This window comes from Agrobacterium sp. T29, assembly GCF_006970545.1.
GTDB classification, from domain to species: Bacteria; Pseudomonadota; Alphaproteobacteria; order Rhizobiales; family Rhizobiaceae; genus Agrobacterium; species Agrobacterium leguminum.
Genome location: NZ_CP040640.1, coordinates 2,444,560 through 2,465,207, shown reverse-complemented (window position 1 = coordinate 2,465,207; position 20,648 = coordinate 2,444,560). Strand labels below are relative to the sequence as shown.

Genomic DNA, 20,648 nt, shown 5'->3' with positions numbered 1-20,648 from the left:
CCATGGCATCGATCAGTTCACCTTCCCAGAATGGCAAGGCTTACACCTATGTCGATCACTCCTATGACGTGATCGTGGTGGGCGCCGGTGGCGCGGGTCTGCGCGCAACGCTCGGCATGGCGGAACAGGGTTTCCGCACGGCCTGCATCACCAAGGTTTTCCCGACGCGCTCCCACACGGTTGCGGCGCAGGGCGGCATCGCCGCATCGCTCACCAACATGACGCCCGACTGTTGGCAGTGGCACCTTTACGACACCGTAAAGGGCTCCGACTGGTTGGGCGATGTTGACGCCATGCAATATCTCGCCATGGAAGCGCCGAAGGCGGTCTATGAGCTGGAACATTACGGTGTGCCTTTCTCGCGCAACGAAGAAGGCAAGATTTATCAGCGCCCGTTTGGCGGTCACATGCAGAATTACGGCGAAGGCCCGCCTGTGCAGCGCACCTGCGCCGCCGCCGACCGTACCGGCCACGCCATTCTGCACACGCTTTATGGCCAGTCGCTGCGCAACAATGCGGAATTCTTCATCGAATATTTCGCGCTCGACCTCATCATGTCTCCGGATGGCCGCTGCACCGGCGTCGTCGCCTGGAACCTTGATGACGGCACGATCCATCGCTTTGCCGCCAAGATGGTGGTTCTGGCGACCGGCGGTTACGGCCGCGCCTATTTCTCGGCGACCTCGGCCCATACCTGCACCGGCGACGGCGGCGGCATGATCGCCCGCGCAGGCCTGCCGCTTCAGGACATGGAATTCGTTCAGTTCCACCCGACCGGTATTTATGGCGCAGGCTGCCTGATCACCGAAGGTGCACGCGGCGAAGGCGGTTATCTCGTCAACTCCGAAGGCGAGCGCTTCATGGAGCGTTATGCGCCTTCCGCCAAGGACCTTGCCTCGCGCGACGTTGTCTCGCGCTGCATGACGATGGAAATCCGTGAAGGCCGCGGCGTCGGCAAGAACAAGGACCACATCTTCCTGCATCTCGATCACCTCGATCCGGCGATCCTGCATGAGCGTCTTCCAGGCATTTCCGAAAGCGCGAAGATTTTCGCCGGTGTCGACGTGACCCGCGAGCCGATCCCGGTCCTGCCGACGGTTCACTACAATATGGGCGGTATTCCGACCAACTATTGGGGTGAAGTGCTGAATGCCGATGCCAACAACCCGGAACGTATCGCGCCCGGCCTGATGGCTGTTGGCGAAGCCGGCTGCGCCTCGGTTCACGGCGCCAACCGTCTCGGTTCCAACTCGCTGATCGACCTCGTGGTCTTCGGCCGTGCTGCGGCAATCCGCGCCGCTCAGGTCATCAATCGTGACGAGGCTGTTCCCGCTCTCGATACGGCTGCCTGCGACAAGATCATGGAGCGCTTCAACGGCCTGCGTTACGCCAACGGCTCGACGCCGACGGCGGTGCTGCGCGACAAGATGCAGCGCGCCATGCAGGACGATGCGGCCGTGTTCCGCACGCAGGAATCGCTGGAAAGCGGTTGCCAGCGTCTTTCCGCCATCTGGAAGGAACTGCCTGACGTCAAGGTCACCGACCGTTCGATGGTCTGGAACTCCGATCTGGTCGAGACGCTCGAGTTGCACAACCTCATGGCCAATGCGATCACCACGGTCTATGGCGCGGAAGCGCGCAAGGAAAGCCGCGGTTCGCACGCTCGCGAGGATTTCGTCGACGGTCCGTTCGCCGGTCGCGACGACGTGAACTGGCGCAAGCACACGCTTGCCTGGGTCAGTCCGGAAGGCGACGTGAAACTCGATTACCGCCCGGTCCACACCGACCTCATCGCCGACGGCATCGATCCGAAAAAGATCGAGCCGAAGGCGCGCGTCTACTGATTTGAGGAACTGGATATGGTTGAACTCGCTCTCCCCAAGAATTCCCAGATCAGCGAAGGCAAGGTCTGGCCGAAGCCGGACGGCGCCAAGAATGTGCGCGAATACCGCATCTATCGCTGGAACCCGGATGACGGCCAGAACCCGCGCATCGACACCTATTATATCGATGTCGACGATTGCGGGCCGATGGTTCTCGATGCGCTTCTCTACATCAAGAACAATATCGACCCGACGCTGACGCTGCGCCGCTCCTGCCGCGAAGGCATCTGCGGCTCCTGCGCCATGAACATCGACGGCACCAACACGCTCGCCTGCACCAAGGGCATGGAAGAGATCAACGGCACGGTGAAGGTTTATCCGCTGCCGCATATGCCCGTCGTGAAGGACCTCGTTCCCGATCTGTCGAACTTCTACGCCCAGCATCGCTCCATCGAGCCCTGGCTGAAGACGGTTTCGCCGACGCCCGCCAAGGAATGGAAACAGAGCCACGAGGACCGCCTGAAGCTGGACGGTCTCTACGAGTGCATTCTCTGCGCCTGCTGCTCCACCTCCTGTCCCAGCTACTGGTGGAATGGCGACCGTTATCTCGGTCCGGCCGTTCTGCTGCAGGCCTATCGCTGGCTGATCGACAGCCGCGATGAGGCAACCGGCGAGCGTCTCGACAATCTTGAGGACCCGTTCCGCCTTTACCGCTGCCACACCATCATGAACTGCGCGCAGGCCTGCCCGAAGGGATTGAACCCGGCCAAGGCCATCGCGGAAATCAAGAAGATGATGGTCGAGCGCCGCGTTTAAAGGCGATTCGCTGACGACAGAAAATCTAGCGGGCCGCGGTCTCGACCGTGGCCCTTTTTACAACCCGGCGTGGGAAAATTCGGTAAAAATCGACCGAAATGGTAATTATCCCGGCCATCGCTTGCGCAAGATAAGGCTTTGGTAATAATTCAGCCTTCTTGTTTGATCATGATCTTTCCGGAAGCGAGAGAATCGGGAGCTTGATATGCAATTCAGATATGTGGTGACGGGCCTTGCGGTTGTGATGACTCTCGCCGGTTGCCAACGTACCTCCTACGATTACAACAACAACGCCAGCAACAATCCCGGTTATACGCCGCCTTTACAGGCGCAGCCGGTGCCCTCGGTCCAGTCCGGCGCCCTGCCGCCGCCCGGTGGCGCCACGGGCAGCCAGTTCCCGTCGGCACCTGCCTCGGCCGCCCCTGGCGGAACCAATGTCGCTTCTGCCGCTCCGCCGGCCGCCGCACTTGACGTTACCAAGGAATCCATGGTCGGCAACTGGCGCGTTTCCAATGGCGGCGCCAATTGCGACATGTTCCTGACGCTCACCAATCTCGGCAGCGGTTCTCGTGGCGGCACGCGTGGATGCTCCGGCGAGCTGACGGCGATGGGGTCCTGGGAAGTGTCCGGCAAGATGGTTCTCTTCAAGAACCGTTCGGGCGATACGATTGGCCGCGTCTACAAGAGTGCCGATGCGCGCTTTGATGGCACCACCAATAGCGGCCAGCCGCTCAGCCTCAGCCGATGAGTCTATCCGGTGCAGCCGGAACGCTCTTTTCGCTCTAGGCCTGTCCATTCGTCGCGGGTGCCTTTGTGCGCCCGCGTCCGAGGCGTTTATCCATGAAGCCCTTGCCTGACTACAATCATAGTGTCGTTGAACAGCTCAACGCATTGACGGCAGCTGGCACCTTGCAGGCCGATGCCGCCCAGCTTGGTGTGGCGGCGCATCTGGACCGTATCCTTGCCGATCTGAAGGCACGCAAGCCCGCCAAGAAGAAGAGTGCGCTCGGCTGGATGTTTGCGCGCAAGTCCGGGCCTGCGGCAGCCGTCAAGGGACTGTATGTCTATGGCAGCGTCGGCCGCGGCAAGACGATGCTGATGGACATGTTCTACGAGATGGCGCCCGTTTCTTCCAAACGGCGCTGCCATTTTCACGAGTTCATGGCGGATGTGCATAATCGTGTGCATGCGCATCGGCAGAAGCTGAAGAATGGCGAAACCAAACAGGCCGATCCGATTCCGCCCGTTGCGGCCCAGCTCCTGGCGGAAGCGGAGCTTTTGTGCTTCGACGAATTTACGGTCACGGATATTGCCGATGCGATGATCCTTGCGCGGCTGTTCAGCGAGCTGTTCGCCAATGGCTGTACATTGGTGACGACCTCCAACGTCGTGCCGGACAATCTCTACAAGGACGGTCTCAATCGCGGCCTGTTCCTGCCGTTCGTCGATCTCTTGAAAAAGCATGTGGAGGTGGTGACGCTGGACAGCCCCACCGATTACCGGATGGAGAAGCTGGAAAGCCTGCCCGTCTATGTCACGCCGCTCGACGGTTCGGCGGATCAGGCGATGGACATGGCCTGGCGGCACATGATTGCCGGTCACCTCGTTGCGCCGACCGAGATACCGATGAAGGGCCGTTCCATTCTGGTGCCGCGCGCCAGCGGCCGGGTTGCCCGTTTTTCCTTTTCCGATCTTTGCGAAAAGCCGCTTGGGGCTTCTGACTTCCTTGCCATTGCCAATCGTTTCGATACGGTCTTCATTGATCACATTCCGTTCTTGAATGCGGACAAGCGCAACGAGACCAAGCGTTTTATCATCCTCATCGATGCGCTTTACGATCACAGCGTCCGGCTTTTTGCCTCCGCTGCCGCCATGCCGGAAGACCTGCTCGGTAGGCGCAAGGGGACCGAAGGTTTCGAGTTCGATCGCACCGCCTCGCGCCTGTTTGAAATGCGCAGTGCGGATTATCTGGCGCTGCACCACGAAAAACGCCAGAAAGTTTGACACTTTCGTGACGTATTTTCTTACGTTTACGTAAGAAAATAATGATCTAAACGATTGAAAATATTCATCACAAAAGAATCTGTTGCCAATTTTGGCCAATGGGGCTAATCGAAGTCCGACAATTTGGCTGCCGGTTTGGCGCGGTGAAATTGAATTGAAGCTCAAGAGGAAGCATTCGATGGCTCGCAAAAAAATTGCACTTATTGGTTCTGGCATGATCGGCGGCACGCTGGCGCATCTCGCCAGCCTGAAGGAACTGGGCGATATCGTCCTCTTCGATATTGCCGACGGCATCCCGCAGGGCAAGGGTCTGGATATTGCCCAGTCCGGTCCGGTTGAAGGCTTCAATGCAAAGCTCACCGGCGCTTCCGATTACGCCGCCATCGAAGGTGCTGACGTCTGCATCGTCACCGCTGGCGTTGCCCGCAAGCCGGGCATGAGCCGCGACGATCTTCTCGGCATCAACCTCAAGGTCATGGAGCAGGTCGGCGCCGGCATCAAGAAATATGCCCCGAACGCTTTCGTCATCTGCATCACCAACCCGCTCGACGCCATGGTCTGGGCGCTGCAGAAGTTCTCCGGCCTGCCGAAGAACAAGGTCGTCGGCATGGCCGGCGTTCTCGACAGCGCGCGTTTCCGCCTGTTCCTCGCCGAAGAGTTCAACGTTTCGGTTGAAGACGTCACTGCCTTCGTTCTCGGCGGCCACGGCGACACCATGGTGCCGCTCGCCCGCTACTCCACGGTTGCCGGCGTTCCGCTGACCGATCTCGTCAAGATGGGCTGGCTGACCGCCGAGCGCCTCGAGCAGATCATCCAGCGCACCCGTGACGGCGGCGCGGAAATCGTCGGCCTGCTGAAGACCGGTTCGGCCTATTATGCGCCGGCTGCTTCGGCAATCGAAATGGCTGAATCCTACCTCAAGGACAAGAAGCGCGTTCTGCCCGCCGCTGCCCACCTCTCGGGCCAGTATGGCGTCGACGACATGTATGTCGGCGTGCCGACCATCATCGGTGCCGGCGGTATCGAGCGCATCATTGAGATCGAACTCAACAAGGAAGAAGAAGCCGCCTTCCAGAAATCCGTCGGCGCTGTCGCTGGTCTTTGCGAAGCCTGCGTCAACATCGCTCCGTCGCTGAAGTAATAGCCTAGCGGCTCCAAACAGGGATTATTCCATGAATATTCACGAATATCAGGCCAAGGCTCTTCTGAAGGGCTACGGCGCGCCGGTTGCTGAAGGCGTCGCCATTCTCAAGGTCGAAGAAGCCGAAGCTGCCGCCAAGCAGCTTCCCGGCCCGCTCTACGTCGTCAAGAGCCAGATCCACGCTGGCGGCCGCGGCAAGGGCAAGTTCAAGGAACTCGGCCCGGACGCCAAGGGCGGCGTTCGTCTGGCGAAGTCCATCGACGAAGTCGTTTCCCACGCCAAGGACATGCTCGGCAACACGCTGGTAACGGCGCAGACCGGTGAAGCCGGCAAGCAGGTCAACCGCCTCTACATCGAAGACGGTGCCGACATTGCCCGCGAACTCTACTGCTCGCTGCTGGTTGACCGTTCCGTTGGTCAGGTTGCTTTCGTGGTTTCCACGGAAGGCGGCATGGACATCGAGGCTGTTGCCCACGACACGCCGGAAAAGATCCACACCATCGCCATCAACCCGGAAAAGGGTGTAAGCGACGCTGACGTTGCTGCGATCTCCAAGGCTCTCGCGCTTGACGGTGTTGCAGCCGAAGACGCCAAGGCGCTCTTCCCGATCCTCTACAAGGCCTTCAACGAGAAGGACATGGCTCTCCTCGAGGTCAACCCGCTGATCGTCATGGAAAATGGCCATCTGCGCGTTCTCGACGCCAAGATGTCCTTCGACGGCAACGCGCTGTTCCGCCACGACGACGTCAAGGCGCTGCGCGACGAGACCGAAGAAGACGCCAAGGAAATCGAAGCCTCCAAGTGGGACCTCGCTTACGTGGCGCTCGACGGCAACATCGGCTGCATGGTCAATGGTGCCGGTCTCGCCATGGCGACGATGGACATCATCAAGCTTTACGGCAAAGAGCCGGCTAACTTCTGCGACGTCGGCGGCGGCGCCGGCAAGGAGAAGGTTGCGGCAGCCTTCAAGATCATCACGGCCGACCCGAAGGTCGAGGGCATCCTCGTCAACATCTTCGGCGGCATCATGAAGTGCGACGTCATCGCCGAGGGCGTAATCGCCGCGGTGAAGGAAGTCGGTTTGCAGGTTCCGCTCGTCGTTCGCCTTGAAGGCACCAACGTCGAACTTGGCAAGAAGCTCCTGAACGAATCTGGCCTTGCGATTACGGCTGCTGACGATCTGGACGACGCAGCCAAGAAGATCGTCGCGGCGATCAACGGCTAATTGAGGGACCGGAAATAATGTCTATTCTTGTTAATAAAGACACGAAGATCCTCGTTCAGGGTCTGACCGGCAAGACCGGCACCTTCCACACCGAACAGGCGCTTGCCTATTACGGCACGCAGATGGTTGGCGGTATTCACCCGAAGAAGGGTGGCGAAACCTGGACCGGTTCCAAGGGCGAAAGCCTGCCGATCTTTGCAACGGTTGCCGAAGCCAAGGAGAAGACCGGTGCTGACGCATCCGTGATCTACGTTCCGCCGGCAGGTGCAGCAGACGCCATCATCGAAGCCATCGATGCGGAAATTCCGTTCATCACCTGCATCACCGAAGGTATCCCGGTCATGGACATGGTTCGCGTCAAGGCTCGCCTCGACCGCTCCAAGTCTCGCCTGCTCGGCCCGAACTGCCCGGGTATCCTGACGCCGGAAGAATGCAAGATCGGCATCATGCCGGGCTCCATCTTCCGCAAGGGTTCGGTCGGTATCGTTTCGCGTTCGGGCACGCTCACCTATGAAGCCGTGTTCCAGACCTCCAACGAAGGCCTCGGCCAGACCACGGCTGTCGGCATCGGCGGCGACCCGGTCAAGGGCACCGAGTTCATCGACGTGCTGGAAATGTTCCTCGCTGACGACGCCACGCAGTCGATCATCATGATCGGCGAAATCGGCGGCTCGGCTGAAGAAGATGCGGCGCAGTTCCTGATCGACGAAGCCAAGAAGGGCCGCAAGAAGCCGATGGCCGGCTTCATCGCGGGCCGCACCGCTCCGAAGGGCCGCACCATGGGCCACGCCGGCGCTGTCGTTTCCGGCGGCAAGGGTGACGCAGAGTCCAAGATTGCGGCAATGGAAGCAGCCGGTATCAAGGTATCGCCCTCTCCGGCGCGCCTCGGCAAGACGCTGGTTGAAGTCCTCAAGGGCTGAGACCACATGACATCGGTAACGGGCGGCGCGGCTTCAATGCCACGCTGCCCGATGCCGCAAGGAACGACAGACAGAACGGCATACCGCCCCGGCGGCAGACAGCAATAATCAAAGCGGCAGGCCGGCGAACGGCCCTAACGGCATCGAGGAGGCGGACGGATAAGTCCGCAAGAACACAATGGCAAGGCAAGAAGCGAACGAGCAGTTTCAGATCACGTCGTTTCTGGACGGCGCGAATGCAGCCTATATCGAGCAGCTCTATGCCCGGTACGAAGAGGACCCCTCTTCCGTGTCGCCGGAGTGGCAGAGCTTCTTCAAGGCGTTGTCCGATAATCCGGAAGACGTGAAGAAGGCGGCCAAGGGCGCCTCCTGGAAGCGCGCCAACTGGCCGATCCCGGCAAATGGCGAACTGGTATCCGCACTCGACGGCAACTGGGCCACGGTCGAAAAGGCCATCGAGAAGAAGGTTCAGGCGAAAGCTGAGGCCAAGAGCGCCGACACCGGCAAGCCGGTCAGCCAGGCGGAAGTTCTGCAGGCGACGCGTGACAGCGTTCGCGCCATCATGATGATCCGCGCCTACCGCATGCGCGGCCACCTGCATGCCAAGCTCGATCCGCTCGGCATCGCGGTCGCGGTTGAGGATTACAACGAGCTGTCGCCGAAGTCCTACGGCTTCGAGGAAAGCGACTACGACCGCAAGATTTTCATCGATAACGTGCTCGGCCTCGAATACGCGACGGTGCGCGAGATGATCGATATTCTGGAGCGCACCTACTGCTCCACCATCGGCGTCGAATTCATGCACATGTCCAGCCCGGAAGAAAAAGGCTGGATTCAGGAACGCATCGAAGGTCCGGACAAGGGCGTTGCCTTCACGGCTGAAGGCAAGAAGGCCATTCTGTCCAAGCTGGTCGAGGCCGAAGGCTACGAGCAGTTCCTCGACGTGCGCTTCAAGGGCACCAAGCGTTTCGGCCTCGATGGCGGTGAATCGCTGATCCCGGCGCTGGAGCAGATCATCAAGCGTGGCGGCCAGGAAGGTCTGGAAGAAGTCGTTCTCGGCATGGCTCACCGCGGTCGTCTGAACGTTCTGACCAACGTGATGGGCAAACCGCACCGCGCCGTGTTCCACGAGTTCAAGGGCGGTTCGTTCAAGCCTGACGATGTCGAGGGTTCGGGCGACGTGAAGTACCACCTCGGTGCCTCCTCCGACCGCGAATTCGACGGCAACAAGGTTCACCTGTCGCTGACGGCCAACCCGTCGCACCTTGAAATCGTCAACCCTGTCGTCATGGGCAAGGCCCGCGCCAAGCAGGACCAGCTGGCCAAGCAGTGGGACGGCGATATCATTCCGCTTTCCGAGCGCGCCAAGGTTCTGCCGCTGCTTCTGCATGGCGATGCCGCTTTTGCCGGTCAGGGCGTGGTTGCTGAAATTCTCGGTCTTTCCGGTCTGCGCGGTCACCGCGTTGCGGGCACCATGCACTTCATCATCAACAACCAGATCGGCTTCACGACGAACCCGGCCTTCTCGCGTTCGTCGCCCTATCCGTCCGACGTTGCCAAGATGATCGAAGCGCCGATCTTCCACGTCAACGGTGACGATCCGGAAGCTGTGACCTATGCGGCGAAGGTTGCGACCGAATACCGTATGAAGTTCCACAAGCCCGTCGTCGTGGACATGTTCTGCTACCGTCGCTTCGGCCACAACGAAGGCGATGAGCCGGCGTTCACGCAGCCGAAGATGTACAAGGTCATCCGCGGCCACAAGACCGTGGCGCGCATCTACGCTGACCGTTTGATCGCCGAAGGCCTGATCAACGAAGGCGAATTTGAGAAGATGAAGGCCGACTGGCGCGCTCATCTCGAGCAGGAGTTCGAGGCAGGCCAGTCCTACAAGCCGAACAAGGCCGACTGGCTGGACGGCCAGTGGTCGGGTCTGCGCGCTGCCGACAATGCCGATGAGCAGCGTCGCGGCAAGACCGGCGTGCCGATGAAGCAGCTGAAGGAGATCGGCAAGAAGCTGTCGACCATTCCTGAAGGCTTCAGCGCGCACCGCACGATCCAGCGCTTCATGGAAAATCGCTCGCAGATGGTCGAGACGGGCGAAGGCATCGACTGGGCAATGGCGGAAGCGCTTGCGTTCGGTTCGCTCGTTGCCGACGGCCATAAGATTCGTCTTTCCGGTCAGGATTGCGAACGCGGCACCTTCTCGCAGCGTCACTCGGTTCTCTACGATCAGGAAACCGAAGAACGTTACATCCCGCTCGCCAACCTTTCGCCGACGCAGGCCCGTTACGAAGTCATCAACTCGATGCTTTCGGAAGAAGCTGTTCTCGGCTTCGAATACGGTTACTCGCTGGCCCGTCCGAATGCGCTGACCCTTTGGGAAGCCCAGTTCGGCGACTTCGCCAACGGCGCGCAGGTGGTGTTCGACCAGTTCATCTCTTCGGGTGAACGCAAGTGGCTGCGCATGTCCGGTCTCGTCTGCCTTCTGCCGCATGGTTACGAAGGTCAGGGCCCGGAACACTCGTCCGCCCGTCTGGAGCGCTGGCTGCAGATGTGCGCCGAAGACAACATGCAGGTTGCCAACTGCACGACGCCGGCCAACTACTTCCACATCCTGCGCCGCCAGGTGAAGCGCGACTTCCGCAAGCCGCTGATCCTGATGACGCCGAAGTCGCTGCTGCGTCACAAGCGCGCCACCTCTTCGCTGGCCGAGCTTGCAGGCGAGTCTTCCTTCCACCGTCTCCTGTGGGACGACGCCGAAGTCATCAAGGACGGTCCGATCAAGCTGCAGAAGGATTCGAAGATCCGCCGCGTCGTCATGTGCACGGGCAAGGTCTATTACGATCTGCTCGAAGAGCGTGAAAAGCGCGGTATCGACGATATCTACCTGCTGCGTATCGAACAGCTTTACCCGTTCCCGGCCAAGGCGCTCATCAACGAGCTGTCGCGCTTCCGCAATGCGGAAATGGTCTGGTGCCAGGAAGAGCCGAAGAACATGGGTGCGTGGTCGTTCATCGATCCTTACCTGGAATGGGTTCTGGCGCATATCGACGCCAAGTACCAGAAGGTCCGTTACACGGGCCGTCCGGCTGCCGCCTCTCCGGCGACCGGCCTGATGTCCAAGCACCTGGCGCAGCTTGCTGCGTTCCTGGAAGACGCGCTGGGAGAGTGAAAACTCTCCCGCACCGCCCCGCAAAAAAGACACCTGAATAACGGAACTAGATCATGGCCACTGAAATCCGCGTACCAACCCTCGGCGAATCCGTCAGCGAAGCGACCGTCGGCACCTGGTTCAAGAAGGTCGGCGACACCGTCAAGGCCGACGAACCTCTCGTTGAACTGGAAACCGACAAGGTTACCGTCGAAGTCCCGGCGCCTGCGTCCGGCGTTCTCACCGAAATCGTTGCGCAGAACGGCGAAACCGTCGGTCTCGACGCGCTTCTCGGCCAGATCGCCGAAGGTGCTGCCGGCGCTGCGACCTCCGCACCTGCCGCAGAACCGGCAAAGCCTGCTGCGGCTGCCGCACCGGCACCTGCCGCCGTTGCCGCACCGGCAACCGGCTCCATGCCGCCTGCACCTGCCGCCGGCAAGCTGCTTGCTGAAAACAACCTGTCCGCCGATCAGGTCGACGGTTCGGGCAAGCGCGGTCAGGTTCTGAAGGGTGATGTTCTTGCCGCTGTCGCCAAGGGCGTTTCGGCACAGGTTGCCGCTCCCGCTCCGGCCGCTGCACCCCGTCCGGTTTCCGCCGAGCAGGATGCCGTTCGCGAAGAGCGCGTGAAGATGACCCGCCTTCGTCAGACGATCGCCCGTCGTCTGAAGGACGCGCAAAACACCGCCGCCATGCTGACCACCTATAACGAGGTGGACATGAGCGCGGTCATGGACCTGCGCAACCGTTACAAGGATGTGTTCGAGAAGAAGCATGGCGTCAAGCTCGGCTTCATGGGCTTCTTCACCAAGGCTGTTACCCACGCGCTGAAGGAACTGCCCGCCGTCAACGCGGAAATCGACGGAACGGACATCATCTACAAGAACTATTGTCACGTCGGCATGGCTGTCGGCACCGACAAGGGCCTCGTCGTTCCGGTTATCCGCGATGCCGACCAGCTCTCCATCGCCGGTGTCGAAAAGGAACTCGGCCGCCTCGCCAAGGCGGCGCGTGACGGTTCGCTCGGCATGGCCGACATGCAGGGCGGCACCTTCACCATCACCAATGGCGGCGTCTACGGTTCGCTGATGTCCTCGCCGATCCTCAATGCACCGCAGTCGGGCATTCTCGGCATGCACAAGATCCAGGAGCGTCCGGTCGCCATCGGCGGTCAGGTCGTCATCCGTCCGATGATGTATCTTGCGCTCTCCTACGATCACCGTATCGTTGACGGCAAGGAAGCCGTGACTTTCCTCGTTCGCGTCAAGGAAAGCCTGGAAGATCCGGAACGTCTGGTTCTCGATCTTTAATCGGTTTTGCTTTTCGTTTCAGCGGGGTTTCAAGTGAAGCCCCGCTGAAAGACCACCCGGGAGAGCAGACGTGCAGCCGACATTTCTTGCCGCTTCACCTTTTTTACCGCTTATCGGTCTAAGCGTTCTTCTTCTCGTCGTGCATGTCCTGTTACAGGGGATGATGGCGACCAGAGAGTTGGGTCGTGAATGGAATGCGGGTCCTAGGGACGGTGAGCAGAAGCCACAGGGCAAGCTCTCCGGTCGCGCTTCGCGCGCATCGGCGAATTTCCGGGAGACCTATCCGGCTTTTGTGGCACTCGCCTTCGGCGTTATCATGGCGGGTGACCCATCCGGGCTAGCGCTTATTGGTGCCTGGCTCTGGCTGATCTGCCGTGTTGTCTATATCCCGCTTTATCTTACGGGCGTTCCTTATATCCGCTCGTTCGTCTGGCTGGGCTCAATGCTTGGTCTGGCACTCATGTTTATCGTGCTGATGTTTTGAAGGCGGCTCGTGATGCATCAATATCTCATCGAACTTGCATCCCTGATGGCGATCTTTTCCTTTGCGATCGTCTCGCCCGGCGCTGATCTCGCTATGGTGATGCGCCAGGCAATGGTGCATGGTCGCAAGCAGGCCATCATCACCAGCTTCGGGGTTGGGACGTCTCTGATGTTCCACGTCACCTATACGATCCTCGGACTTGGCCTCATCATTTCTCAGTCGATCTATATCTTCAACATCGTCAAATGGCTGGGTGTCGCCTATCTGATCTATATCGGCATCAAGGCGCTGCGCGCCGGCAAGACCGAATTGCCCGCCGCTGAAGGTGAAGGCGTTCAGGCGAAAAGCAGCCAGACCGCGCTTAAGGCCTTTACGCTCGGTTTTGCCGCCAATGCACTCAATCCCAAGCCGGTGTTTTTCTTCCTGTCGATCTTTTCGACGGTGGTTCACGCTCACACGCCAGTCGCCATCAAGTTCGGATACGGGCTCGTCATGGCGAGCTGCCTTATCCTGTGGTTCTTCGGTGTCAGCCTGTTCATGACGACGCCGCGCATGCGCGCCGCATTTCAGCGCGCCAGCCAATGGATCGACCGCACCAGCGGTGTGGTCTTCATCGCTCTCGGTATAAAACTCGCAACGGAAAAAGCGGCCTGAGTTTCAGGTCAAACGGAAGCTGGGCATTGATCCGATATCTTGCCCCTATAAAGCAGGAACCAGAATATGGCATATGATGTAGTTGTAATCGGCACCGGCCCCGGCGGTTATGTTTGCGCGGTCAAGGCGGCACAGCTCGGCCTGAAGGTCGCTGTCATCGAAAAGCGCGCGACCTATGGCGGCACCTGCCTCAATGTCGGCTGCATCCCGTCCAAGGCGCTGCTGCACGCGTCCGAAACCTTCGCCCATGTCGCCCATGGTGTCGATTCGCTCGGTATCGAAGTCGCCGCGCCCAAGCTTAATCTTGAAAAGATGATGGGCCATAAGGACGGCGTGGTGAAGGCCAATGTCGACGGCGTCTCCTTCCTGTTCAAGAAGAACAAGATCGATGCCTTCCAGGGCACCGGCAAGGTGGTTTCCGCCGGCAAGGTTTCCGTCACCAACGACAAGGGTGAGAGCCAAGAAATCGAAGCGAAGAACATCGTCATCGCCACCGGTTCGGATGTTGCCGGCATTCCGGGCGTTCAGGTCGATATCGATGAAAGCGTCATCGTGTCCTCCACCGGTGCGATCGCTCTTTCCAAGGTTCCGGAAAAGCTCATCGTTGTCGGCGGCGGCGTCATCGGCCTCGAGCTAGGTTCGGTCTGGTCGCGTCTCGGCGCCAAGGTTACTGTCGTTGAATATCTCGACAATATTCTCGGCGGCATGGATGGTGAAGTTTCCAAGCAGGCCCAGCGTCTGCTCGCCAAGCAGGGTCTCGATTTCAAGCTCGGCGCGAAGGTGACGGCTGTTGAAAAGACCGCTGCCGGTGCAAAGGTCGTGTTCGAGCCGGTTAAGGGCGGCGCTGCCGAAACGCTGGAAGCGAATGTCGTGCTGATCTCCACCGGTCGCAAGCCCTACACCGAAGGTCTCGGCCTTGCGGAAGCCGGCGTTGCGTTGGACAGCCGCGGCCGCGTCGAAATCGACGGCCACTACAAGACCAATGTCGACGGTGTCTATGCGATCGGCGACGTGGTGAAGGGTCCGATGCTGGCGCACAAGGCGGAAGATGAGGGTGTTGCTCTTGCGGAAATCCTCGCCGGCCAGCGCGGCCACGTAAACTACGACGTCATTCCGGCTGTGGTCTATACGCAGCCTGAAATCGCTTCCGTCGGCAAGACCGAAGAAGAACTGAAGGCCGCTGGCGTCGCCTACAAGGTCGGCAAGTTCCCCTTCACCGCCAATGGCCGCGCCCGCGCCATGCAGGTGACGGATGGTTTCGTCAAAATCCTCGCCGACAAGGAAACCGACCGGGTTCTTGGCGGCCACATCGTCGGCTTCGGCGCTGGCGAAATGATCCACGAAATCACCGTGCTGATGGAATTCGGCGGTTCTTCGGAAGATCTGGGCCGCACCTGCCATGCGCACCCGACCATGTCGGAAGCCGTGAAGGAAGCGGCGCTGGCGACCTTCTTCAAGCCGATCCACATGTGATCGGTGTTGGAGCCAGACGCTCCAACATTAAATTTCAGTCATCTGCCAAACCCCGGCTTGCCATGCAGGCCGGGGTTTTCCATACTCGCGCCACAGCCTGTCTAACCTTTTGATAAAAGGCAATAAAATGGCGTTTCCAAATCAAGTTTCCTTCACCGTTCCGCAGCGCATCATTCATTGGGCGATGGCGCTTCTGATCTTCTTCAACCTGTTGTTTCCCGATGGGATGGAACATGCCTACCGGCTGATGCGGCGGGGCGAAACACTGACGCAGGAACAGGTATCTTCGGCCAATATTCACGCCTATGTCGGCTTCACCATTCTGTTGCTTGCGGCGCTGCGCCTCTGTCTACGCTTCTTCCAGGGCGTGCCGCCGCATCCGGCCGAAGAACCGAGACCGTTTCAGATTGCGGCGAAGGTGGCGCATTTCACCTTTTATGCCCTGTTCCTCCTCCTGCCCCTGTCCGGTATTGCCGCTTATTACTTCGGCGCTCAGCCGGCCGGGCAGTTGCATTCCGGACCCTTCAAGGCGCTGATGTGGGTGTTGATCGCCGGTCACGTCGTCGCCGTTCTGGTTCACCAGTTCTACTGGCGCACCAATGTCCTGAAGCGCATGACGCACGGCTAAGCGGCGGTTTGTCGCGTTTCCGGTTCCTCGGAAAAAGAGGAAGGTGGCCCCTGCCGCATGGCGCGGCCGGGGTTCAGGAATGCAGGATATCGAAGACATATTACCGGGCGCAGACTGGCAGGATCGCTATCAGGGAGAGATGGTGACGCCGGAGCCGTCCTCACTCGATGTGAGCAGGCTCCTTCTCCATCATCCTCCTGCATGGATCCGCAGCCTTATGGCGCTCCGAAACCGCGTGGTGGCGCTTTTCGGTTTAAGAACGGTCGAAATGGTGGCTGGGACGTCGGCGGGTGGTTTTCCAGTCCTGTCCTCCATGCCACAGCGGACTGTGCTCGGCTTCGACGACCGCCATCTTGATTTCCGGATCGTTGTCGATCTCGAAGAGAGGGAAAACAGCCAGCTGGTGAGTGTCACCACCATTGTCAGGCGCAAGAACCTGTTTGGGCGGCTTTATCTTCTTGTCGTCGGACCGTTTCACCGCCGCATCGTGCCGGCGACGATGCGGCCGTTCTGCGCCAATGTCCGGCCTGTCAGCATCGGGAGTGAGCCGGTCAATCGACCCGCGTGAGGGTGAAGCCTTCCGCGCGCAGCAATTCGACAAGGCCTTCCTCGCCCGGCAAATGCAGTGCACCGACGGCCATGAAGACATTGCCCCTGGCAAGCTCGGGGGCCGCCCGTTCCGCCATGACGTGGTTGCGGTCGGTGATGATACGCTGCTCGAAGGCGGCGTAGCCCTGTTCGCTTTCCGCTGCGGCTTTCTTGGGGTCCATGCTTTTCAGCATGGGCATGGTCATGCCGATATCGCCAGCGACGTAGAGATCGGTCATGGTTGTCATGATGTCATCCATGCGGTCGCCCAGTTCGAGCGTTTCGATCAGCGCCTGAAGATGAAATTCCATCGGCAGCTCCGACATGGCCGTCAGCTGTTCCACCATAGTCTCCAGCCCGACAAGGTGTTTTCCGTCAGCAATGGCATCTTCGGCCAGCTTCTTGTCCAGAAAGGAGAGGCCTGTTGCCTTGCGGGCGAACTCACAGGCGGGAAGGGCGACGAAGCTCGAAAGCATCCATGGCTTCATGCGCGATACGGCGTTCAGCGGAATGCCGCGCTCCTTGAGGCCCTTTTCCAGACGCGCGACATTTTCCGGCGACAGGATGTCGGTGATCGATTTGCCATCCAGAAACATGGTGAGTTCGGGCTTGCTCAGCAGCGACGCCGCGACCTTCTTGTCATCGACGATTTCGTCCGATTCAACGATCACCGTCGCGGCTTTTTCAAAGGCGGGGCTGGCGGCGGCAGGCATTTCCAGAACACGCGGATCGGTGACATGCATGGTGCCGAGAAGATAGGACGTGGGCGTTCCCGCCTTTTCGATGCGCCAGAAATTGCCCTTGCCGTTCGGGATCGCGGCCGCTTCCTGCTCGATCTTTGCGAAGGCTTGCGGATCGGTCTTGCGCATCTCCACGAGAATGTCGCTGCCAGTGCAGGTGATCTGCTGTTGCGCGGCTTCCGCTTGCCCCAGCGAAAGCAAGGTCATGAGCAGGATTGCGACGGCGGTGACATGCAGGGCGGCAAGCAGCCACAGCAGGGCGTCGCCGGTCTTGCCCATCAGGGTGGCGGTGAGGTTTTGCGGTTTTATCAGGCTGTGCATCGGTCCAATCCGGTTGTCGTTCGCTTATAGAACGGCGGCTTGGATGTCTGGTTAATGATTATGGTTAACCATCTCCTGCTTCATGCGCGCGGATGGGCGTTGTCGTAGATTTCCAGCAGTCTCGCGGTGTCGACGCCGGTATAGACCTGTGTGGTGGAGAGGCTCGCATGGCCGAGCAGTTCCTGAATCGTGCGCAGGTCGCCGCCGCCGGCAAGAAGATGCGTGGCGAAGGAGTGGCGCAGCGCATGCGGTGTGGCGTTTTCCGGCAGGCCGAAAGCGCCGCGCAGTTTCTGCATTTCCCTCTGGATGATGGCGGGCTGCAGCTTGCCGCCGCGTGCGCCGAGGAACATGGGCTCATCCGCCGACAGGGCATAGGGGCAAAGCTTCCTGTAGGTATCGACGGCTTCCGTCACCACCGCCAGCAGGGGCACAATCCGCGTCTTGTTGCCTTTGCCGGTAATGCGCAGGCTGCGGGCGCCGGGCGGGAAGTCGGCCGGGATCAGGCCGAGCGCCTCGGAAATGCGAAGGCCACAGCCATAAAGCAGTGAAAGGACTGCGGCATTGCGGGCGGCGATCCATGGTTCGTCGTTCAATTGCGCTTCAGTCGTGGTGATTTTCAGCGCCTGCCGGTCGGTCAACGGTTTCGGTAGCGATTTCGGCTGTTTTGGCGCGCGCATGGCGGTGGCGCCTGCGGCATTCACCAGACCTTTTTTCTGCAGGTGATGGAGCAGGGAGCGCAGGCCTGCCAGATGCCTGCCCAGCGAACGTGCGCCGGCACCTTCCTTGCGCCGGTTGGCCAGAAACGCGCGAAGATCCACCGGGCGCAGATCGGCAATATCGGTGATGGAGGCCGGTTTGCCGATATAGCCGGTCAGGAATGTCAGAAATTGCCTGGTATCGCGCTCATAAGCCTCGACGGTATTGTCCGAAAGCCGGCGTTCGCCTGCGAGGGCGGCGAGCCAGGACTGGCGCTCGTCAAGAAGATCGGCTTGGGCAAATGTCAGGATTTCGGTCACGGGGCGCTCCATTCCATGCGTTGAAGCTATGCGCTTATGGTCAGCATTTGGTTAAGAGGTGGACTTTGCAAGGCGCGCCCACTACATCCGGGCGGTTTCCTTTTTCCTGTCGTCGGGGCATGGTCGCCACATCATGGCAAAAGATTCGTCCGATCTGTTTGGGGCTCTGTTCGACCCGCCGTCGCCCACGCGCACGGTGCCCGTTCTCGTGCCCATGCCGGCGCCCGGGCCCTACAGCTACTCGGTGCCCGAGGATATGGTGGTGGAGACCGGTTCGGTTGTGCAGGTGCCGCTCGGCCCCCGGCAGGTCTTCGGCGTGGTGTGGGACGATGCGGGCGAGAAGGGCGTCGATCCGAAGAAGCTGCGGCCCATTACCAAAAGTTTCGAGTGCCCGCCGCTGAAGGCGGAAATGCGCCGCTTCGTCGACTGGGTCGCCGCCTATACGCTTTCTCCGCCCGGCCTCGTGGCCCGCATGGCCCTCAGAGCACCTGCCGCCTTCGATCCCGAGCCGATGATCGAGGGGCTGCGGCTGACCGAAGGCCGGCCGGAGCGCCTTACCCCCGCCCGCGAGCGGGTGATGGAACTGGCGGCTGAAGGGCATGGCTGGACGAAGAGCGGACTTGCCCATGCCGCCGGCGTTTCGACCAGCGTGATCGATGGTCTCGTCAAGCAGGGCGTGTTCGAGACAGTGTTTCTACCGGCGCCGCCTGTCGTGGCCGAACCCGATCCTGATTATGTCGAGCCGCGTCTGGAAGGCCCGCAGAAACAGGCCGCTTCGGAGATACTCGAGGATGTGCGCAAGGGCGGGTTTCATGTTTCGCTGATCGACGGCGTTACAGGTTCTGGCAAAACCGAGGTCTATTTCGAGGCGGTGGCGGAGACGCTCCGTCAGGGCAAGCAGGTTCTCATCCTGCTGCCCGAAATTGCACTGACCGCGGCCTTCCTTGAACGTTTTCAGGATCGTTTCGGTGCGAAACCGGGGGAATGGCATTCGGACCTGTCGCCGCGCATGCGAGAAAAGGTCTGGCGGCAGGCGGTGACGGGCGAAGTGAAGGTGGTGGCCGGTGCGCGCTCCGCACTTTTCCTGCCCTTCGACAATCTCGGTCTGATCATCGTCGATGAGGAGCACGACCCGGCCTATAAGCAGGAGGACCGCGTCTATTATAACGCCCGCGACATGGCGGTCGTGAGAGCGCGGATCGCGGAATTCCCTGTCGTTCTGGTGTCGGCCACGCCATCGGTGGAAAGCCAGGTCAATGGCAGTTCGGGGCGTTACAACACCATCCACCTACATACGCGGTTCGGCGATGCGGCGATGCCCGATCTGCACCTTGTCGATATGCGCCGTCATCCGCCAGAGAGGGGAGGGTTTCTGTCGCCCGTCCTGCTGCGAGGCATCGGCAAGACCATCGAGAAGGGCGAGCAGGCGCTGCTCTTCCTCAATCGTCGCGGTTATGCGCCGCTGACGCTCTGCCGGGTCTGCGGCCACCGTTTCCAATGCCCGCAATGTTCCAGCTGGCTGGTGGAGCACCGGTTCCGCAATCAATTGCAGTGCCACCAGTGCGGCCACAACGAGCCGACGCCCGATCATTGCCCGGAATGCGGCACCTTCGATCATCTGGTGGCGTGCGGGCCGGGTGTGGAGCGCATCGCCGAGGAGGTGGAGAAACATTTCCCGGAAGCCCGCACCATCGTGCTCTCCTCCGATCTCATGGGCGTCAAACGCCTGCGTCTGGAGCTTGAGGCGATCGTCAAGGGCGAGGCCGATATCGTTATCGGTACGCAGCTCGTCGCCAAGGGACATAATTTTCCGCTGATGACACTTGTGGGCATCGTCGATGCCGATCTCGGCCTTGCCAATGGCGATCCGCGTGCGGCGGAGCGAACGTTTCAGTTGCTGTCGCAGGTGACGGGACGTGCCGGGCGCACGGGGTTGAAGAGCCATGGCCTGTTGCAGACCTATCAGCCGCAGCATCCCGTCATGCAGGCCATCGTTTCGGGCGATGCATCGGCCTTCTACGAAAGGGAAATTGTGGAGCGGGAAAAAGCCGTTCTGCCGCCTTTCGGCCGCCTTGCCTCGATCATCGTTTCCGCCGATACGCGCGGGGAAGCGGAAACCCATGCACGGGGCTTGAGGGCCGCAGCCCCGCAGGCTGCCGGCATCATGCTGCTCGGCCCGGCGGAAGCGCCGCTCGCGCTCATCCGTGGCCGCCACCGTTTCCGCCTCCTGGTTCACGGGCGGCGCAATTCCGACATGCAGTCTTTTCTCCGCACGCTTCTGGCCAATGGGCCGAAAGAGCGCGGCAGCGTGCATGTGCAGCTCGATATCGACCCGCAAAGTTTCCTTTGAACTT

17 protein-coding genes are annotated in these 20,648 nt (G+C 60.4%); 15 read left to right on the top strand and 2 right to left on the bottom strand.

The window, feature by feature from the left end:
* Positions 1-2: 2 nt before the first annotated feature.
* The 14 genes from sdhA to FGF54_RS12320 all read left to right on the top strand — a co-directional run bounded on the left by sdhA (position 3) and on the right by FGF54_RS12320 (position 16,197).
* Positions 3-1,844, top strand: coding sequence for a succinate dehydrogenase flavoprotein subunit (sdhA, locus tag FGF54_RS12385; RefSeq protein WP_003523508.1), 1,842 nt, complete (start codon positions 3-5; stop codon positions 1,842-1,844).
* A gap of 15 nt (positions 1,845-1,859) precedes the next feature.
* Entirely contained in the window at positions 1,860-2,639 is a 780-nt protein-coding gene (locus FGF54_RS12380) for a succinate dehydrogenase iron-sulfur subunit (RefSeq protein WP_003523509.1), read from the top strand.
* A 205-nt stretch (positions 2,640-2,844) separates the two neighbouring features.
* Positions 2,845-3,387: a protease inhibitor Inh/omp19 family protein gene (locus tag FGF54_RS12375; RefSeq protein WP_142779826.1), complete on the top strand. Its 543-nt coding sequence runs from the start codon at positions 2,845-2,847 to the stop codon at positions 3,385-3,387.
* A gap of 92 nt (positions 3,388-3,479) precedes the next feature.
* Positions 3,480-4,643, top strand: a complete 1,164-nt coding sequence (zapE, locus tag FGF54_RS12370; protein ID WP_142779825.1) for a cell division protein ZapE — start codon at positions 3,480-3,482, stop codon at positions 4,641-4,643.
* 178 nt (positions 4,644-4,821) lie between these two features.
* Entirely contained in the window at positions 4,822-5,784 is a 963-nt protein-coding gene (gene mdh / locus FGF54_RS12365; RefSeq protein ID WP_003523512.1) for a malate dehydrogenase, read from the top strand.
* A gap of 31 nt (positions 5,785-5,815) precedes the next feature.
* Positions 5,816-7,009 carry an ADP-forming succinate--CoA ligase subunit beta gene (gene sucC, locus FGF54_RS12360; protein WP_035263523.1) on the top strand — a complete coding sequence of 398 codons (1,194 nt, stop codon included), beginning with the start codon at positions 5,816-5,818 and terminating at the stop codon, positions 7,007-7,009.
* Between the two features lie 17 nt (positions 7,010-7,026).
* Positions 7,027-7,929, top strand: coding sequence for a succinate--CoA ligase subunit alpha (sucD, locus tag FGF54_RS12355; protein ID WP_003492390.1), 903 nt, complete (start codon positions 7,027-7,029; stop codon positions 7,927-7,929).
* Between the two features lie 178 nt (positions 7,930-8,107).
* Entirely contained in the window at positions 8,108-11,104 is a 2,997-nt protein-coding gene (locus FGF54_RS12350; protein ID WP_142779824.1) for a 2-oxoglutarate dehydrogenase E1 component, read from the top strand.
* Positions 11,105-11,157: 53 nt separating this feature from the next.
* Entirely contained in the window at positions 11,158-12,390 is a 1,233-nt protein-coding gene (odhB, locus tag FGF54_RS12345; RefSeq protein ID WP_065656957.1) for a 2-oxoglutarate dehydrogenase complex dihydrolipoyllysine-residue succinyltransferase, read from the top strand.
* Between the two features lie 70 nt (positions 12,391-12,460).
* Positions 12,461-12,874, top strand: coding sequence for an MAPEG family protein (locus FGF54_RS12340; protein WP_065656958.1), 414 nt, complete (start codon positions 12,461-12,463; stop codon positions 12,872-12,874).
* Positions 12,875-12,886: 12 nt separating this feature from the next.
* On the top strand, positions 12,887-13,528 hold the full coding sequence (locus FGF54_RS12335) for a LysE family translocator (RefSeq protein WP_142779823.1): 642 nt from the start codon (positions 12,887-12,889) through the stop codon (positions 13,526-13,528).
* Positions 13,529-13,594: 66 nt separating this feature from the next.
* The gene (gene lpdA, locus FGF54_RS12330; RefSeq protein ID WP_142779822.1) at positions 13,595-15,001 is read left to right on the top strand and encodes a dihydrolipoyl dehydrogenase; all 1,407 of its coding nucleotides are present in this window, start codon (positions 13,595-13,597) and stop codon (positions 14,999-15,001) included.
* Between the two features lie 127 nt (positions 15,002-15,128).
* Positions 15,129-15,629: a cytochrome b gene (locus FGF54_RS12325; RefSeq protein WP_142779821.1), complete on the top strand. Its 501-nt coding sequence runs from the start codon at positions 15,129-15,131 to the stop codon at positions 15,627-15,629.
* A 79-nt stretch (positions 15,630-15,708) separates the two neighbouring features.
* Positions 15,709-16,197: a DUF2867 domain-containing protein gene (locus FGF54_RS12320; RefSeq protein ID WP_142779820.1), complete on the top strand. Its 489-nt coding sequence runs from the start codon at positions 15,709-15,711 to the stop codon at positions 16,195-16,197.
* Here FGF54_RS12320 and FGF54_RS12315 read toward each other — a convergent pair.
* A complete protein-coding gene (locus FGF54_RS12315; RefSeq protein ID WP_142779819.1) occupies positions 16,181-17,278 on the bottom strand; it encodes a TraB/GumN family protein in 1,098 nt (365 codons plus the stop codon). The two genes, FGF54_RS12320 and FGF54_RS12315, sit on opposite strands and share 17 nt — an antisense overlap.
* An 80-nt stretch (positions 17,279-17,358) precedes the next feature.
* Entirely contained in the window at positions 17,359-18,306 is a 948-nt protein-coding gene (locus FGF54_RS12310) for a tyrosine recombinase XerC (RefSeq protein ID WP_142779818.1), read from the bottom strand.
* Positions 18,307-18,427: 121 nt separating this feature from the next.
* Between FGF54_RS12310 and FGF54_RS12305 the strand changes: the two genes are divergently transcribed.
* Positions 18,428-20,644, top strand: coding sequence for a primosomal protein N' (locus FGF54_RS12305; RefSeq protein ID WP_142779817.1), 2,217 nt, complete (start codon positions 18,428-18,430; stop codon positions 20,642-20,644).
* The last annotated feature ends 4 nt before the right edge of the window (positions 20,645-20,648 follow it).

Bases quoted from the DNA above. Each gene is read 5' to 3' on its own strand.
- sdhA (WP_003523508.1), top strand. From the start codon at position 3: ATGGCATCGATCAGTTCACCTTCCCAGAATGGCAAGGCTTACACCTAT.
- FGF54_RS12380 (WP_003523509.1), top strand. From the start codon at position 1,860: ATGGTTGAACTCGCTCTCCCCAAGAATTCCCAGATCAGCGAAGGCAAG.
- FGF54_RS12375 (WP_142779826.1), top strand. From the start codon at position 2,845: ATGCAATTCAGATATGTGGTGACGGGCCTTGCGGTTGTGATGACTCTC.
- zapE (WP_142779825.1), top strand. From the start codon at position 3,480: ATGAAGCCCTTGCCTGACTACAATCATAGTGTCGTTGAACAGCTCAAC.
- mdh (WP_003523512.1), top strand. From the start codon at position 4,822: ATGGCTCGCAAAAAAATTGCACTTATTGGTTCTGGCATGATCGGCGGC.
- sucC (WP_035263523.1), top strand. From the start codon at position 5,816: ATGAATATTCACGAATATCAGGCCAAGGCTCTTCTGAAGGGCTACGGC.
- sucD (WP_003492390.1), top strand. From the start codon at position 7,027: ATGTCTATTCTTGTTAATAAAGACACGAAGATCCTCGTTCAGGGTCTG.
- FGF54_RS12350 (WP_142779824.1), top strand. From the start codon at position 8,108: ATGGCAAGGCAAGAAGCGAACGAGCAGTTTCAGATCACGTCGTTTCTG.
- odhB (WP_065656957.1), top strand. From the start codon at position 11,158: ATGGCCACTGAAATCCGCGTACCAACCCTCGGCGAATCCGTCAGCGAA.
- FGF54_RS12335 (WP_142779823.1), top strand. From the start codon at position 12,887: ATGCATCAATATCTCATCGAACTTGCATCCCTGATGGCGATCTTTTCC.
- lpdA (WP_142779822.1), top strand. From the start codon at position 13,595: ATGGCATATGATGTAGTTGTAATCGGCACCGGCCCCGGCGGTTATGTT.
- FGF54_RS12325 (WP_142779821.1), top strand. From the start codon at position 15,129: ATGGCGTTTCCAAATCAAGTTTCCTTCACCGTTCCGCAGCGCATCATT.
- FGF54_RS12320 (WP_142779820.1), top strand. From the start codon at position 15,709: ATGCAGGATATCGAAGACATATTACCGGGCGCAGACTGGCAGGATCGC.
- FGF54_RS12315 (WP_142779819.1), bottom strand. From the start codon at position 17,278: ATGCACAGCCTGATAAAACCGCAAAACCTCACCGCCACCCTGATGGGC.
- FGF54_RS12310 (WP_142779818.1), bottom strand. From the start codon at position 18,306: ATGGAGCGCCCCGTGACCGAAATCCTGACATTTGCCCAAGCCGATCTT.
- FGF54_RS12305 (WP_142779817.1), top strand. From the start codon at position 18,428: ATGGCAAAAGATTCGTCCGATCTGTTTGGGGCTCTGTTCGACCCGCCG.